Raw genomic sequence first — 18,142 nt, forward strand, 5'->3', positions numbered from 1 at the left:
TACCTTTTTATCTGGAATTACTTGTACGCTTCCTTTTATGTAAATACGAACTAAAGATAAATAACACTCATTCTGTTCCTGATATCATAATTGTAAATGTAAAATGAGTGATATGTTTACTTGATTCGTACTATATTGAAACCATCCATGATAAATACTATGATGAAAAAGATATTATTGATAGTGGCGTATAGCTTGATTGTTTTATATGTAGCTGCCCAAAGTACATTGCCCGAAAGATATGTACCGTATATTGTAGACGTAGTTTATACATCGAACTACCCTGTTCAAGCCAGTGGAAAAGGAAAGGCTTTCATTTACCGGATGAAAGCGGATACCGTTCCGCAGTTGCTGGTTGTGCAGTATTCCGGCGAGAATAAACCCGGAAAAGGGGAGAATTTCTTATTTAATATATCTGTCAATGATACCCTCTTGTATACCGAAGGGCTCAACCGTAACCGGCATGGACTATTTGAAGTGGTATATCCCATTCCGGCGGAAGCGTTGAAGAATGGGACTTCTGCACTTGTCCGCTTTGAAGCATATGATCAGTCGGCATCTATAGGCGAGATTTATGCAGTTGCCATTGTCCGCCAAAAGCTGAAGACCGGTTTATTTGCTGATAAACAGAATTGGCAAGGGGTTACAAACGATTGGACTTGTACCTCCGACGGAACTTTTATCTATACGGAGCCTGATGGCCCCCGACATCCATATACTGACAATTCCGTGATCGATCTGATGTCTTATTATGGTCTTGAACTTAATCTGAAGTTATCCGGCACAGACGATATACCCGTTGAAATACTTGTTTCAAGCAATGCCTTGAAGCTCGGAAAACCGGAAAAAAAGGACAATCCGTTTGATACCCGCAAAGTCCGGTTAACCTTGCAAAAACAAAAGAATGGCGACGGCAGATTATTCGTACCTTTCTCTGTCTTTGATACTCCGAAAGCCTCACAGAGCACTATACGGCGGATCAAATCCATTGCTGTTCGTCTTGCTGGAAAGCATGGCGGTAAAGTGAAATTACTTTCTACCCGTCTGGTAGAAGGAAACTCGGTGAAGGTAACAGCCGACTCTTATTCCAAATCGGGAGAAGCTGGAGAAACAGTTATTTATCCGGTATGGATTACTAATTGTGAATCAAAATCACAAACAGTTTCTTTTTCCATTCCTAAATATGGTTGGGAAGCTTTTCCGGTTACAGTAGAACCGGCACAAATAGAGTTGGCACCGGGTGAGAAACGGAAAGTGGAATTACAGGTGGTGGTACCGCCGGGTATTCCCGCCGGAGGCCGTGAAAAACAGGTACTACAGATTTTGCCTGCTGCCAATCCTGCTGCTGTGCAGACATCAACGTTTACCACTTTGCGTAGTATGCCGCATCCGTTTACAATCCATACGACGGAAGGATGGGAAGAAGTTCGCGCAAAAGCGGAAAAATATGACTGGGCTATGGAGAGCAAAAAACGTTATGTGCAGGATGCAGAACGTTGGGGAGTGCCCTTGCGTCCTCTTTATGCTGCTAACAGCGACGGTATTCCTTATTTATGTGCAACCACTCATGAGCACGGTCTGATGAATAATGCCATCGCATGGCAGTTGACACGTAAAACGGAATTTGCCCATAAGGTAAAGCAATTCCTGCTGATGATCAGCGATTATCAGACCGGCTTTCCGTTAACCCGAAAAGCTTCCAACCAGGCAAGTGTACAGGAAGGGCACTTCTTTCAGCATCTGGCGCAGGCTTATGATCTGATTATGGATGCCAACATCCTGAACGCACAGGAAAAAGCTCAGATAGAACACACCTTCCGGCTTTACATCGACCAATATCTGCGTTATAAATCAACGGGCGGAGCCAACTGGGCGGTTTCCCAACTGACGGGAGTCTTCTTCTGTGCTTTGGTCATGCAGGATTTCAACTTGGTGGATGAAGTGCTTTATGCGCCTTCCTGCCTGCTGGATAAGTTCCGTACTTATACAATGCCCGATGGATGGTGGTACGAGTGTACAGTCAGTTATAACCTTTGGGTAGCGAGCGAATATATACAAATAGGGTTAGCATTGAATCCTTTCGGATATTCCCTGCTGACGGAAAAGTTTCCCGTTGATTATAATCTTACCCCCGAGTATGAGAAAGTCGGGGCCAATGAGCGTGAAGACAGCCGTAATCTTCATCATGGACACAGTTTTCGTATTCGCGGTCCTATCCACCAGCCTTATGTCACTATCAAAATGATGTCGGATGCTCTTCTGCCTTTCCTCGATTACCGGGGCTGGATATTCGGAATCAATGACGCCACCGAACGCGAAGTGGGTGGTGATAGTTTCGAGATGGCATACTATGCTTTCCGTGATCCGCGCTATGCCGCTTTTATACGGATGTCTCCCAAACGGAATGATTTGATTTATGGAGTACCCGAGTTGCCCGAGGTAGAGTCGGGAGATGTCCGGGGAACTTATGCTGACAATGCGGGAGCGTTGATGTTGCGTTCCACCCAGAAGGAGCCGCGCGAAAAGATACAGGCCGTTTTGAAGTACGGAACACACGGTGGCTATCACGGACATTTCGACCGTACTGCCATGCTTTCACTGATGCGTTACGGGCGTAGTTTCTACAATCCGGAGATGGTGTGGTACAGCTATGCTCCCTATATGTATAATTTCTATGTACAGAGCAGTATCTCCAAAAATATGGTTACCGTTGATCTGAAACAGCAGGAAGCCGATGATAGTAAGCGTAGCCTGTTCCATACGGGTGATTTATTTCAGGCCGGTTGTGTAGAGGGAACAGCAGCATGGAGTTATCCCGCTTATGGTGGACTGCGGCACAGTATGCGTGGACCGAGGGATTTCAAAGAAAAAACAGAGTGGGAAGCCCGTTATTTCCCCACACCCGAAAAGCATCCCGGCTTCGGAGTGCTGACAGGATTTACCGAACCTATTTTCCAACGCAGACTGATGGTTGTGACGGACGATTATGTGGTTCTTGCAGATTATGACAAAAGTACCGGGAACAAGCAACACCGCTTCGATCTTCTTTTCCAGATAAAAGGCTTGTTAGGATTGTCTGCCGATAAGAAAGAGTTCATTTCCCATCAGGCACAATTGGATACCGATGCCCTGAGTGCCGCACCGTTAGTGACTGATATCAATCAATATTTCGTAACCGGAACTCTGAAAGCCAGCTTCCTGACTAAATTCGGCCCCGAAGCTGATAACCGGGGCACGCGTATGTATGGTGAGCCGGGCTATCTCTACATGGATATTTATAATGCCTGGCCCAATACCCAACGGATTGCTTACACCGGACGTGCTCCCGAGGATCACGGAACGCAGCGCAACCTGAAGTACACGGTAGAGGGAGATGGTAAACTACTTGCCGAAGGCAGTTTCGGTGCCTGGATTCTGGGCGAAGGAAAGGTGGATGTTGATATTACGGGTATCCGGAAACTAACTCTGTCCTCCGCCACTCAACATGCCAACCGTTCTAAAACTCTGTTCTGGGCAGAAGCCATTCTGGAAACGAAAGACGGTAAACAAATTCGCCTTGCCGATCTTCCGGTTGTCAAGGATAACGTGCAGGAGAATCCTTTTGGGAATACTCGGGATTATGCCGATGGCCGCATCAATATCAGTGGAGAGAACTACAGTTGGGGGCTTCCTGCCGAACCAATGAATGCAGGTTTTGAAACTCCTGCTCAATATACTTTTGATTTGGATGGGCTTCAGGCCGTCCGTCTGAAAACAGTTATCGGTGGAGATTATCCTCTGGGTGATGAGGCTGAAAGGCGCATTACTTTCGGAGTGCGCATGGACGCTGCTCAGGTTCGTTACCTGACTGTCATAGAGCCTTTTGAAAAAGAGAATAGCGTACAGTCTGTATTTGCTCCTTCGGCAGATGAACTGATTGTAATACTGAAGGATGGCAGGGAACAACGGTTCTATTTTGCAGGAATGGAAGAGGAGGGAGGTGCACCTACCGTAAAGATGGAAGAATGGAAAGAAGGTGTGCTGCTGCGTGAAGAACATACAGTATGTGATTAAAAAAAGAATACGGAGTTCATCACGAGCTCCGTATTCATAAGATGAAAAGGATTGTAAAAACGGGGTATATATTGGTTAGATGAGGGCTTTGTTCTTTTTCGTGACAAACAAGTGGCAGAGGGAAGACCAAAATCTCCCTTTCTCAAGCTTCATGTTCTTGCAATCTTTCATTATGTTCTCGTGATTTTCCATCATGTTCTCATAATCTTCTATCATTTTCTTATGTAACGCGAGGATTTCATTGGTATAATTCATCAACTTTTTAAAATTCTCTTCCAACTCAGCTTCCCGTTGGGTGTGATAATCATTGATCTCAAATAAACAGTTGTTGATTTTTTCTAAGCGTGCTCTCTCCTGATAGAGCCAACTCAAGTGCTCTTTTCGCACTCTCACCATAATAGCATCATCTGGACAAGATTTTAGTGAGTTAAATTCAAGAGCCTTGTCAAGTTCGTCAGTATCTACTAACGGATTCTCGTCTTCGTAAGGTTCTGTGTCTATAGAAGAACATGTCAAATAACGGAGCCTGATCCATTCGTGGATTTGCTCTTCCGGTATGCCGTATTTTTCGGCTACTGATTTTATAGATACCCAATTAGCCATATAGTGTTTGATTATAAGTTTTAAATCAATCCCTATACGGCTATAATGGTTTTATATTATAAAGGTACGGGGCGTTACACCTTCCCTACCAGTAGGTATGTGGATACCTCTAAAAATAGGAAGAGTAAGCCCGTACCAATAATTGATACAGGCTACGCTCATCCGGTTTTTTAGTTAAATTTCCACATTTTACTGGTACCGGAAGAGGACATGCAAGATATATAATATACCACATGTCGCGTGTTCTGTTGCAAAGATACGTTTTTTTCACAATCCAACAATGAAAACATAGATTTGTTTCACTATTCTGCTAATTATTTTTATTTGGCAAATAGAATTCTGTTTGGGTTTTAGTTTTAAATAGACTTGTTCTGCAATAGCCATTTCCAGGCTGGCACAACACTGATTTGCTTACTTTCTCGTACGATAACTGTCTCTTCATCCTTGGTGATGATAAGCAGATTGGTACATCCGGTTGCAGTTGAAGCTTCCAGAATTCCGCCAATCTCTCTTTCGCGAGTATTTTCATCTGACATATCCCAGGTTACTTGTATCAGTTGCACTACGGCATCATTGCGTTGGAGTACAAAATCACATTCACCATTACTCTGGTAATAAGAAATCTTATCTGAGGGTAATTTTGTCCGATTCAGTTGCATGAAAACAGTATTCTCTAAATTTTTTCCGTTATCATTACTTTGCGGCAGGAGTACTGCACCCCGTATGCCGTTGTCTATACAGTAATACTTATCGAGTGATTTTTGTTCCTTAATCAAAGATCGATCATATTTGGAAATACGAACAAACATAAATATGTCACAAATGTAGTTTGCCCATAGATATAGATCATCTTTGCCAACTTTCAACCCCTGTGACTTGATATCTTTATATATTGCATTTATTGATGTCGGTTTTGTGAGATTCGCCATAATACGCTTTACAAAATATCTTACTACACTTACATTTGATATTTTGTAGTGTTCAACCAAATCTTTCAATAACATTGTATCAAAATAGCCATGCAATAGTTTCAATCGTTCTGATTGGGAGGTGGTCAGTACAATTTCTGGGAATGCACTTTCCTGGTTATATTCTTCGAAAGCGATTCTCAATTTTGCCCTGTCCTGTTCGAGGTAGCTGTTTGTACTGATTCCTCTGAAACGGCAATACTCATTGAATGAAAGTGGATATGTTTCATATTCAAGTGGATATCCTCTCAATGCCGAACTCAGTTCCGTTGAGAGCATTGTTGCATTGCTACCGCATACATAGATATTTTTGCAGTAAGTTTTGTAAACTCGCAATATAAAATATTCCCAATCCTTGATGAGTTGGATTTCATCAAAGAACATATATACATCTTTAATAGGTATATTGGGATACATTTCCATATATGAAGCAATGACATCATCCAATTCTTCGGATGTCATACTTCTCAGACGTTCATCATCGAATCCCAACCATAGAATATATTCTTTTGGCACACCTTTTTCGACAAGCGTATTTATGGCAATCTCCATCAAAGTAGATTTACCACAGCGCCGTACACCGGGGATAGTGATAATTTTTTTGCGATCTATCGGTAACTTTGTATCGCGTTCAATTACATCGAAAGGAATTTCACTCTGCTTGATAGCAAAAAGCGACTTAATAACATCTTTTCTCATGGGGTTTCCTTTTATTTAGGACAAAAATATGAAATTCTTTCCTAAATGAAAGGAAACGCTCAGTGTTTTTCTATGTTTTGTTGCCAAAAAAAAATGTGGAGCTCTTTCTTCTTGAGTTTAGCTTTGGTTTTAGTCCTAAATGTTTTTATTTTAGCTTTGGTTTTGACCTAAAATAACTCTATTTTTCCTTTGGTTTTAGACTTTATTCAGTCTTTTAATATTGAATATTTGTCTATATTTCAACGATTAGCTCTTAGTTGTATAACCTTCTATTTAATTATGCAAGGCAGCTTGAAAGTTTCCTGAATGATAAAGTGGAGTAGGAGTTGAAATCCCCTTCATATCAGAGTAAAAGCTTCAATAGTAATTGAGGAATACACAGGGAGTCACTTGACTTTGCCCTGCTTCTTTTGTGTCTTTATAGTAAGTCTTATTGGGTGTTAACCTTGGTCAACAGGCTCGTTAATGAAGGTCGACAGGCCGAGCAACCAAGGTTAACAGGGCGGTTGACCAAGGTTAAGACCCAATCATTCCTAAGGGTGAACGGGATGTTCCTTAGGAGGAAACAGAATAGTCCCTAATGCAAAACAAATTAATACCTGATGATGAGTTGTAGCTCTTGAATCTTGTTTTTATTTAATCGTCACATCTTTTACCATCTATCCAATTTTCATATTCCCTGATTTTATCACGGATATACAGAACGTCCCATCGAGGAACAGTTTGCAATGCTTTCTTGAAAATCCGGATATACGGATGTTCCTGGTTGGTAATTTCTTCATGGTATCTTTGGGGACCTTGACTCCAATCACATCCATTCACATATGCGGTACAGGTAGTTGAATCGGTTGTTCCATCCGGTCGCAGGCTTATCTGATAGCGGCAATGCACCGATTTTCCTTTCAGTTCCGGGAATTTACTCCATATCTCTGTTGCCTGTAGTTTCTCCTCGCATTGTTTCAAAGCTTCTCTATTTCCCAAGGTGAACGAATTATTGTAAGTTTTCTGCCGGATGACTTTTCCCTCTTTTATTTCGCAGAATATTTCCTTTTTAAATACATCCCTAAATCCGTAACTGTCTATGAGCCTGCCTCCGCATATCAAATAGAGTTCTCCGGAAAACCAGGAAGCCTCTATCGGTTGCTTGTCCGCTGTACCGAAGATGGAGTCGAGCGGGAGAGGGGAGGTGCTTATTCCGTAAAATAAGTTAGTAAGGTAGAGCTTGCCGTTCTCTATTTTCCACTGTCCGGTATAGCCCCGGAAGCAATCGTTTCTCCATTCTTCTTTTAAATAGGGTTTTACTTTTTCATAAAGGTTCATATCATATTGAAGCGGAAATCCCCGCAAGGCATAAACGGTATCGTTGTATAGTAAAGTATCCATTACCTGTTCTTTCTGATAGAGGGCTTTGCAGCCTTTTCCTTTCCATAAATACAATGCTTCCGTATTTGCCACTTCCCATATTTCATTTCGTACGGTAAGCACATCCCATCGGGGGACTTTATGCAGTGCCGTAGCTATCTGTTCCGCATAGAGTTTCTTACGTTCTTCTGTAATGCTATCCGGGTGTATATGGATTTTTACATGGTCGATACTGCCATCCATTTTGGGTAAAACATTAATATAAACGAATACTCTGCGGTTAGCTAATTCGGGAAAACGGTCTCCATTGAATTGTGTCGTGAGAAAGGACATCACTTCTTCTATAGACGTTCCTTTCTTTAGTGAGTTTTGATAGCTGGTCTGCGAAATAATCTTTCCTTGTTCTACCTGATAGTCCGTCTCATGTTCGTGTTCCCGCATAAATCCGAAGTGAACATAATGAATCATTTTGCCGGAAACTACTTTTAGTTTTCCGCTGAACCAGGTAGCTATCACTTTCCCTTCTTTGTTTCGGTATTTGTCGAAAATGCCGTTCATATTTACCGTTATTTTAGGAATGTGGGTATAGAGGCTTTTGCCGTCTTCTATTTGTATAAGGCTTAACTCGCCATTTTCAATCTGCCACAGAGCTTGATAACCTCTCCAGCAATCTGTACTGGAGTTTTCGTTAGATAAACGTTCACCCACTTGTCGGCGGAGGATTGAGTCATGTTCTATGGGACATTCCAGTAGCATCAGGGTGTCTTTTCCGATGATGATTAAATCGGGAATCTGTCCGGTTGCATTTGCCGAAAGCAGACAGCAGAAGGATAGCAGATGGAAAAGTAATAATTTTCGGGCCATAGTTTGTAATTGAAGGTAAGTGATATATGCAAAAGTAATTCCTTTTTATGTAAAGGTAAAGCTTTGGTTATAAATACTTTCTTTTTCATCGATAAAAAACTTCTGTTAGTCGATTTTTCTATTTATGGATTAAACTATATTCCGGAAATATTGTCATAGATACGTGTTTCATAAATAGAATGGAATTAACTCACTTTTAAATGAATAGAATTATGAAGAAGCAAATTTTAACTTTGGCCCTTGCCCTGTTTTTGGGGACGGCTGTAGGTATGGCACAGGAAAACAGAGGCGAACGTCCTGATCCGTCAAAACGCATCGAACAGATGGTAACTGACCTGGGACTGAATGAAACTCAGGCTAAAGAATTCAAGGCAGTAATGGAGGAAATGAGACCAAACAGAGATGCTTCGGGCGAAAGACCTTCACGCGAGGAAATGGAGAAGAAGCGTAATGAGGCGGATGCAAAACTAAAAAAGATTCTGACCGATGAACAGTATAAGAAGTATCAGAGCATGAGACCTCAGAGAGGACAGAGAAGAGGAAAATAATCTTCTATAAGCTATTTTTCATCCGTAGATGACGCAGAAACACGGATTTTAATTAAAAAACAGATCCGTGAAATCTGTGTCATCTGCGGATGAAAAATATAAGTATATAATCTTTATTGCATATCTCTCAAGCGGTTATTTACTGAATGTCACCCCTTCCGTATGCTCGCCCACAAAGATGCGTGCCATATCTCCGGTCTTATACCATTTAGGCTTATTAGGCATGTCATCATAAATCACTTCACCGTTTATTTGCAAGTTCTCAAAACGAATGTTTTTCACTTTCCGTTCTTTATCATAGCCGATAATCATGGAAACTTCCGCATTCTCTCCCGTGTAGGAGATGTCCTTAAACAAAATGTCTTCAATGCCTCTACCAGGGGCTGTACAGTACTTCTCGTTAAAGAAAATGCGTAGATTAACCAGTTGCCCTTGTCTGAAATCCTCAATCCGGATATTCTCAAAACGAACGTTACGGATCAGGTTGTTGTCTCCCGCATTGATGGCGAGGCAGCCTTGATAATCCAGTTGTTTCTCTTTGTGATCCAGAATATCTATATTGATATAATTCAGGTTTTCCAGAACTTCAGGATTCTTTGTGTTTCCATGGATACCGATGAATATGGGATGTGCCACGTCCGCCCAAAGGGTAGAGTTCTGCATAGTAATATTCTTGCAGCCACCGGTGAAACCCATACGTGTGCCGTAAACTGTGGTGCAATCGTCGGAATTACGGCAGAATACACCATCGTACAGTACATTGTTGCTGGCGAAGACATTCAGTCCGTCTCCCCAACCGTAGGAACTGATGACTTTTACATTCCGTATCGTTACGCTGTCTGAGCCTCCGGTGGGACACTGGGTACTGATTACGCCTTCTATCGTTACATTCTTGGAATTGACAATGCGCAGTCCGGCCCAGCGGTCAGGAATCACGATTCCTCTTCCCAATATTTTCACATCCTGTGCATTGACTATCTGGATAAGGCCTTTCACTACTGCCCCTCCTGCTACATAGACAGTCTTTCCGGATGGTACATTTAGCGTGTCACCCGGGAAAGTATGTATGCCCGGGCCGAAATAGATCAGATTTTTATCTTTTATTTTCTTAGGTTTATTCTTATCTATCGGATTGGCAAACAGATGGAGATTATGAAATATATCTCCATTCACTTCTACCGACAAGTTACGCGGACGATCCAGTTTGAAGGTCATGGTGCTGCCGGATATGGAAGGAGTGATTTGGTAAGAGAGTGGACGAACGCACCCTGTCTGAATAGTGCCATGGTTGAAGGTTACCGATACTTCCACTTCGCCGGAGAAGTCGAAATAGCTCATGGAGGCTTTTTCTACCTGATGTTTAGTACCGCGCACTTCATCTACTTTAACCATATAGGTATCTACCGGTTTCCAGTCTTTTCCTGTTTCTCTTACCTGGATGGTGAAGTCGTTCATGAGTTCGGCTCCTTCCGGTGCCGGATAGGTAACTAATTGGTTCTGAGAATTTGCATTGTGGGTGGTACCCAACAGGATGCTTGTTATAGCAATAAATTTATTTAGTCTCATTTTTATAGTTATATAATAGTTCTTTCATTTATGATACGAACGAGAAAAGAAATTCACCTATTCAATATTCCAGATAACTGTTTTATGCTTGAAGTTGAGATATGCAAATATACGAATGCTGGGGAAAGTATATTCAAATAATATGATGGAAAATAAGTTTTTCTAGAAAAAGGGTGTCTATTAATGACGCCCTTTCAAATGAATTTTGTGAAATATTAGTAAGTATATTTATAAAATAATATAGATATTATTGCTGGACAGCTATACTAAATCTTTCACTTCTTGTTCCAAAATATACATCTACATCAATATAGCCATATTGGTCTATATCTGTTTTATATAATTTGATGTTTCCACTATAATCATATTTTCGACTATTTATCCAAAATCCAAAATTAGGATTCACTGAAGAATAGCACAATGGACCATTGTCTTCTAAATAAACTAATTGGGCATCTAAATTATCATTTGTTCCAAAATCTAATTTTTCACTACTACTTCCACTCGACTGTATAATGATATATTGAGTTTGAGTATTACAACATAATTCTCCATAAGAAGATGAAGGATAACAATTATATGTGATATAAGAAACTGGCATATTAGAAAGAATAACATTATACTTATTATTTCTAATTGTTGCAGTCAATGTATATTGCTGCAGTCGGTAATTAGGATACCAATTCGTTAAAGTTAAATCTTGATCTATAAACTCTCTTGTTTCTGTTTTGGTGTCCATTGCATAAAAAGTATTTGAATATTCGCAATTGACACTCCAATGGTCGATTGAATACTCCGGAAGCAAACCTGTCACTGTATAGACAGCATTGTCTTCAAAAGTTGTATTACCTTCTATTCTAAAATTTGTTTGATATGGATACATACTCCAGCCTGCTAACCAATCGTCTTTAGATAAAGTTCTTTGTACACCTTTATAAGAAGGATACATTACAGCAGAATAATCGTTTGAATGACCAATACAAAGAACATGACCAATCTCATGAAGTGCCACGCTCATCAAGTCATGCGTATTTCCAGTAGTGTCAAACGAATAATTCTCATTAAAATGAAGTTGTTGTTTTACAACAATATGAGTATTTCTATTATAAGTTGTAACAGTATGTGCCAATGCGCTAGCATCAAAAGAACAATTATCTTCATGAGGAGAATTACTGAACCAACCAATTTCAATATCTGCATCATTCTTTGAATTAACTTCGTAAAATGACACATTTAAATCTTTACTCCACTCCCAAAAGGCAGCCTGTACGGCTGCACGAGCAGCCAAGCCATCTATTTGCGAGGAATTATTGAGAAAATAATACTTAAATGATTTCTTATTCCAACGATAATCATTAAGTATATACCGCAAATTACTATCATAGATAACCCTTGTTTCATACTCCGTGGAGTCATTCTCATTACTATATATAGCTGATCTTGTTACTGGTTGGCCTTCTTCTAAAAAGAAATTACTTTCATTGTTACATGCGCTAATCATTGCTGCTAATAATAGCAAAATGCCCCCCTTGAATTTATAATATTTCATACTAAAAAGATTAAAATTAAGAAATATAGCCTGCAATTAATCATTCAAGAATAATTGCAGGCGTTAAATTATACGTTATTGATTTTTCTTTGCAGCAATATTGTTCAGTAGTATCAAATAGCATTTCTTACCATTTTGTGCTTCGGCTGGTCGATAATCCGTTTTCATGCCTGTACCGCTAAAGACTACATCCGTCACATTACCCAAGGCTTTTACTTTTTCTTGATCTACCTTACGGTCAACCATGAAAATGCAAGTCTCATAATTAAGTGTATCGGCTTTCACATATTCATCTAATACATACATGCCGGATGTATTGTCCAGAGAAAGACGGGCCGTACGGTTGCTGACTGTTACAAAGTCTTGAGAACTAACATTAGGATTACCCACTTCATCGTCTTCGCATGACGCTAAAAACGGCAATAGAAGCACGAATGCCAGAATATATTTTAAATTTTTCATAAAGCTATTATTTTTAATCTATATAATAATCATTCTATTTTAACCATCACCACCCTGGATTCTGTTTCAGAGTTGTATTCAGTCGCATCTGGTCCAAAGGTAGGGGAGTCAGATAATCGCGTTGTCCAAAGGTTAGGGTAGTTGGGTCATTGGCTATGGAACGTCCATAATCAGGATCATTTTTACCTGTTCCTTCGTAAATGCCATATCTAAGAGGATATTTTTCGGGATAGTAACAAGGTTCTCCGAAATAAGTGGCATCATTCGCTTTTTCAGTTTCATAAGCTGTTCCAAGTACGTAATGCCCCAGTTTTTGACCTACCAAATTGATATGTGCAATACCCCAGCGCTTCAAGTCATCCAAACGGTGACCTTCTCCAAAGAGTTCGCAAGTACGTTCACGGCGGATTTCATCTAGCATAGTCATTTTTTTGCAAACTGTTTTATTCTGTTCGTAATCCCAATACCCTGCATCCCAAATGTTGGCAATCAAAGCATTAGTTAAGGGTGCTACACCAGCACGGGCGCGATTCTTGTTGATTGAGAAATTCAACTCCTCATCAGAAATGCTTCCATTACCCAACTCGCAAGTAGCTTCTGCATAGATGCAATGCACTTCGGCTAAGCGAAGGTTGGGATAGTCTGCCGATTCCGTATTAGTTGGGCGATTGGCTCCTTCGATCAGGTATTTACGACTACTATAGCCGGTAGCGGTACTATTGTTGCGCAGAGTGGGTTTAAATACGGCGCAAGAACTACTGTAGGCAGGGTCACTGGGATTATAAACGTCATTGCTTTGAGGGAAAACCGGATCAGGATAAGGCTTTCCGGCAGCTGTTAATTGACGTCCGTCTTCTGTACGACTGCTCCAGAATGTACGGTCAGGGATAGAAGTGGTACACCCTACAAAGCGATAGTCACGGTTGCGGAATTCGCTGACGAATGTTTTATATCCTCCAAACTGCGGGTTATTCTGCGCATTTGCCATGTCACCGGTATAACTGATACGGATAGGAAGACCGTTGCGGCACAAGAAGGATTCGCCGAACTGTTGGCTGATAGACGTGGCTAAACCTACAATGACAGTATGCGATATGTTTTTATTCGGTCTTCCCAAGTTGTAATCGTATTTCTTATAAATGATAAATTCTTTGTTAGTAGCTTTTCCTTTGCTTTTGAAGTTAGGAATATTACCATCCGTGTCATCAATGTTAAAGAGATAGAAATAACTCAATGAGTCGCATTCATTCCAGAGCTTGTAAGTTCCGGTTTCAGCTTCTTTAATAACTTCTTTTGACATATCCTTTGCCAGAGTCAGCAAATCCGTTACAGAAGGATAGCCTTCTGGCTTTACAGTACCCGCTCCTGTATTGTTACCGTCACCATCGAGGTCGTATCCTATGTTTGGTACATACTTTTCCCACGTTCCTTCATACAGAGCTACTCTTGCCAGGAAAGCTTGGGCGGCTTCTTTGCTTATTTTTCCTTTGTCTGCATCGGGAATCTTTGATTCTTTCGTAAGTAATGAAATAGCTGTTTTCAAATCATTGATAATAAAATTGGCTACTTCATAACGGCTATTACGAGGAGCGTGCAGTGTGGGATCCGATAAATCCAGAGAATGGTCTGCAATAGGAACCCCTCCGTATGTTTTCAAAAGTTTAAAGTATTGCCAAGCACGAAAAAAGTAAGCAGTTCCTACAGCATGAGCTATTGCACTCTGATCTCCTGCATAAGTCTGCGCTTTTTCGAGCAAGATGTTACAATTACGGATTTGCCCATAAGGGCCTCCCCAACTGCCACTACTTTCGGGAGCAGTACCACCACCGTTACTTCCCAAACCTGAAATATCAAGGTTGCGATCCATAGCATTATAATCCCACCCATACAGGTCGTATAAATTATAAGCTGCCTGTTCGAAATGCTCAGGAGTCTTGAAGACAATTGCTTCCGTGCCCTGCGATAAAGGCTCTTTGTTTAGGAAATCACTGCAAGCTGACAAAAAAAGAGTCAATGCCGAAGCTATAAATATTTTGTTTATTATACTTTTCATATCTTTCGTATTTAAGGGTTCATTTAGAAAGTTACATCTACGCCAAATGACAGTAAACGGCTGAACGGGAAAGAGTTATTGGTTTCTGCACCGTATTCAGGATCGTAGCCGTCCTTAACTTTGGTCCATTCCCACAAATCGTCACCCGAGAAATAGAGTCGTACCCTGCTTAGTCCGGCTTTAGCTGTCCACTGTTGGGGGAGGGTATAGCCTACTACCAGTGATTTCAGACGGATGTATCTGTTTTTCTGTAAACTGATATCTTTATATTGGTAATTCCATGAGTTGAAATTTTGATCACGTGAGGCAATAGTGTATTCAGCATTGGGATTGTCTGGAGTCCATGTCTTACCCATATAGGTTTTGTTTTGCATTACGTAGTTAGTCCTCCAAAGGTATGGTATCTGACCTTGACGTAAAATCACTTGATTTCCCACTCCCTGGAAGAAGGCATTAACATCAATTCCTTTCCATTCCAATCCGGCTTTGATAGTGAAAGTAAGATGTGGGTCTCTGTCACCTGCATAATAAATGTCATCCTTTGTAATGACACCGTCACCATCCAGGTCGACCACCTTGCGAGCACCCGGGCGGAGACGGCCGGTACCCGAATCAGCTGGTGCAGGAATGATGTTACCTGCTTTCGGTGCGGTGTGATCGGCATTCCAATAATACATTTCATAATATGCATCGACTTCTTCTTGAGTCTGGAAAATACCGTCTGTCTGGAATACGTAAACCGGTGTTAGGGATCTGCCTACCAGATAGTAATTCTTTGCATTGCCATTCCAGTTTTCAATACGGTCACCACTACCTAAACTTCCCGGAAATGGAACGTTGGTCATATCTGTAAATTGCAATACCTTTGATTTATAATCTGCCAAAGAAAAACCTAAATTGTACTTCACGCTGCCGATTTGATCTCTCCAGTTTACCATTGCTTCCCAACCTTTTGTACGGAACTTGCCATCGTTACTTTTGGGTGCACCGGCTCCGAGGATAGAAGGATAAGTAACACTGATAAACATGCCTGTATTGGTCTTTACGAAGTAATCGAATGACCCGCTCAACCGATTATCCAGAAAAGCAATATCTATACCGGCATTATGACTTTCAATCGTTTCCCAACTGCGTTCGTTTGAACGCATACCATCCAGTTTTAATGAGGTATGGGAGGAAGGACTGACACCCAGTAAAGTACCTTCAGTTTTGATAAGTGCATAAGATTCGTAGTTGCCGATGCCGTTCACACTACCCATTTTGCCATAGTTGTAACGTAGCTTCAAGTTACTCAACCAAGTAAAATCTTTCATAAAGTCTTCATTTGAGATAATCCAGCCACCGGAAACCGAATAGAAATTTTTCCAACGCTGTTCTTTCACTAATTTGGAAGAACCATCACGACGTCCCAAGAACTCAAACAAGTATTTACCGGCATAGTCATAGTTCAAGCGGGTAAGATAAGAAACGAATCCCCATGAACTTTGTCCACCGTAGGCTTCATTGTTGGTACCGTTAACCCATACATCCAAGTCGACCAAATCGGAACCGGGATAAAGGGGACCCATCTTACGTACTGCACCAATTTGTTTGTAAGTTTCCTGTTCAGCAGACATACCTAACATAGCTTTTACATGATGAACATTCATAAATGTACGGTCATAATTGGCAAATGCTCCCAAAGTAACATTTTCCCATTTTTTGTTTTGCTCTTTCAGTGAACCGGGACCTTGCTTATTGCCAGTTGGATTTCCTACCCAGTCATAATATTGTACTGCGTTTTTCTGTTCCGTATAATCTTCACGAACCAGTTTATAAGCACCGGTGGCTGAAATATCGAATCCTTTTACCCATTTGTCAAAATCGAATGTTACCTTTCCCGTAGCGCGAAAAGTAGCGAGTGAAGTGTTGTTCCGACCACCTTGTAGCAACCCACCATAGGGATTACGATTTCCGCTGAAAGTATCATAAGCATCTCCGTTTTCATTTAATAGAGCCCAGAACCAGGGATCAAAATATCCACCGCCTACGTCTGTACTTGGAGTTGTGACATCTCTTTTTTCGTAGGACATACCTGTTTCAAACTTTAAAAAGTCAGTCGGCTGGTAATCCGTATTCAAACGCGCTCCATATTTCTTTTCACCGTCTTCGGCTACTTTTAACTGTGATTGAGCATCACTATAACTTAAAGAGGCTCTATATGCAAATTTCTCATCTGCTCCGGAAATACTGACTGAATGTTTATGTGACGTTGCTTGTCCATAGAATGCATCCAACATATAGTTGTTAGGCATCCAACTTTCAATCTTACTCCCGTTTTGTGCAAAAAGAGATCTTCCTGTTCGTAAAGCATTGAAGAGTTTGTCACCTTTATACATCATAGGAGCATTGGTATCTGGATCAATATCTTTGTAGTTTGGTTTCCATTCACCTTTGCTATTTTTTGCTACTGATCCTCCTCCAAAACTATTAAATATCCACCAGTTTATATTTTGATAAATTTCTCGAGGATCTGTCAGATTCGGATTACTGGCAGCCGTATCATAATATTGTGCCTCAAAGAACATGTCCAACCACTCTTGATTATTAGTAAGAGGTGCCTGAATACCGTTAATAGTCCGACTGACAGTACCGCTGTAAGATACCTGTGCTTTACCTTTTTTACCACGTTTGGTAGTCACCAATATTACACCGGACGCGGAACGTGCACCGTAGATAGCAGCCGAAGCATCCTTCAGTACAGAAATGTTTTCAATATCATTGCCATCCATAGAGTTCAATTCACTTAATGAACCGGCAACGCCATCTATGATGACCAGCGGATCATTACCATTTAAAGAAACATCACCACGAATCTTTATTGCAGCTCCTTCGCTACCCGGACGGGTAGAGCTGCGTGTTACAACCAATCCCGGAACTTCGCCTTGAAGAGCTACAGTCGTATTGGCGATACCTCTGTTTTTGAATACATCTTCACCTTTCACTTGTGTGATGGCACTGGTTAAAGATGCTTTCGGGGCACTACCATAACCGGTGATAACTACTTCATCCAATAGTTCGGAATCTTCTTGTAACTTGACATTGATGGTGTTTTTTCCTGAGATGGGAACTTCCACGGTTTTATAGCCAATAAAGGAAATCACTAAAGTTCCTTTGGCATTGGTTAAAGTGAAATTTCCGTCTATATCGGTAATGGTTCCGTTAGTCGTGCCCTTTACCGTGACATTGGCACCGATGACGGGTTCTCCGGTATTATCAATGACCTTACCACGTATGGTACCTTCTTGCTTCATTTCTTGTGCCACATTTGTTGCTGCCTGAACATTATATGCAGGGGATGCTATTGTCAGGCATAAAGCTGTCGCAAATATGATTCTTTTTCTCATGATATAAATATGTTTACTTATTAGTATTA

At 40.9% G+C, this 18,142-nt stretch carries 10 protein-coding genes; 2 read left to right on the forward strand and 8 right to left on the reverse strand.

From position 1 onward, the window contains the following. Window positions 1-159: 159 nt before the first annotated feature. Window positions 160-4,053 carry a hypothetical protein gene (locus DW036_RS14240; protein WP_187374615.1) on the forward strand — a complete coding sequence of 1,298 codons (3,894 nt, stop codon included), beginning with the start codon at window positions 160-162 and terminating at the stop codon, window positions 4,051-4,053. Between the two features lie 75 nt (window positions 4,054-4,128). On the opposite strand, the gene DW036_RS14245 is transcribed toward DW036_RS14240, so the two are convergent. From DW036_RS14245 to DW036_RS25765, 3 genes are all read right to left on the reverse strand, one after another. Beyond that, window positions 4,129-4,656, reverse strand: coding sequence for a hypothetical protein (locus tag DW036_RS14245; protein WP_118464981.1), 528 nt, complete (start codon window positions 4,654-4,656; stop codon window positions 4,129-4,131). A 356-nt stretch (window positions 4,657-5,012) separates the two neighbouring features. After that, entirely contained in the window at window positions 5,013-6,323 is a 1,311-nt protein-coding gene (locus tag DW036_RS14250) for an ATP-binding protein (protein WP_118464982.1), read from the reverse strand. 636 nt (window positions 6,324-6,959) lie between these two features. Then, window positions 6,960-8,549 carry a hypothetical protein gene (locus DW036_RS25765; RefSeq protein WP_187374616.1) on the reverse strand — a complete coding sequence of 530 codons (1,590 nt, stop codon included), beginning with the start codon at window positions 8,547-8,549 and terminating at the stop codon, window positions 6,960-6,962. A 212-nt stretch (window positions 8,550-8,761) separates the two neighbouring features. Between DW036_RS25765 and DW036_RS14260 the strand changes: the two genes are divergently transcribed. Beyond that, complete coding sequence (locus tag DW036_RS14260) at window positions 8,762-9,097, forward strand: Spy/CpxP family protein refolding chaperone (protein ID WP_118464983.1); 336 nt, start codon at window positions 8,762-8,764, stop codon at window positions 9,095-9,097. A 135-nt stretch (window positions 9,098-9,232) separates the two neighbouring features. Here the strand turns inward: DW036_RS14260 and DW036_RS14265 are convergent, their stop codons facing one another. The 5 genes from DW036_RS14265 to DW036_RS14285 all read right to left on the reverse strand — a co-directional run bounded on the left by DW036_RS14265 (window position 9,233) and on the right by DW036_RS14285 (window position 18,113). Beyond that, window positions 9,233-10,663 (reverse strand): glycosyl hydrolase family 28 protein, encoded by a 1,431-nt coding sequence (locus DW036_RS14265; RefSeq protein WP_118464984.1) that lies wholly within the window; start codon window positions 10,661-10,663, stop codon window positions 9,233-9,235. 247 nt (window positions 10,664-10,910) lie between these two features. After that, window positions 10,911-12,212, reverse strand: coding sequence for a matrixin family metalloprotease (locus tag DW036_RS14270; protein WP_118464985.1), 1,302 nt, complete (start codon window positions 12,210-12,212; stop codon window positions 10,911-10,913). A 75-nt stretch (window positions 12,213-12,287) separates the two neighbouring features. Continuing rightward, window positions 12,288-12,674 carry a hypothetical protein gene (locus DW036_RS14275; RefSeq protein ID WP_118464986.1) on the reverse strand — a complete coding sequence of 129 codons (387 nt, stop codon included), beginning with the start codon at window positions 12,672-12,674 and terminating at the stop codon, window positions 12,288-12,290. A 46-nt stretch (window positions 12,675-12,720) separates the two neighbouring features. After that, the gene (locus tag DW036_RS14280; RefSeq protein ID WP_118464987.1) at window positions 12,721-14,727 is read right to left on the reverse strand and encodes a RagB/SusD family nutrient uptake outer membrane protein; all 2,007 of its coding nucleotides are present in this window, start codon (window positions 14,725-14,727) and stop codon (window positions 12,721-12,723) included. Between the two features lie 23 nt (window positions 14,728-14,750). Next, entirely contained in the window at window positions 14,751-18,113 is a 3,363-nt protein-coding gene (locus DW036_RS14285) for a TonB-dependent receptor (RefSeq protein WP_118464988.1), read from the reverse strand. Between the last annotated feature and the right edge of the window lie 29 nt (window positions 18,114-18,142).

This window comes from Bacteroides sp. AF39-11AC (genome assembly GCF_003474285.1).
Classification (GTDB): Bacteria; Bacteroidota; Bacteroidia; order Bacteroidales; family Bacteroidaceae; genus Bacteroides.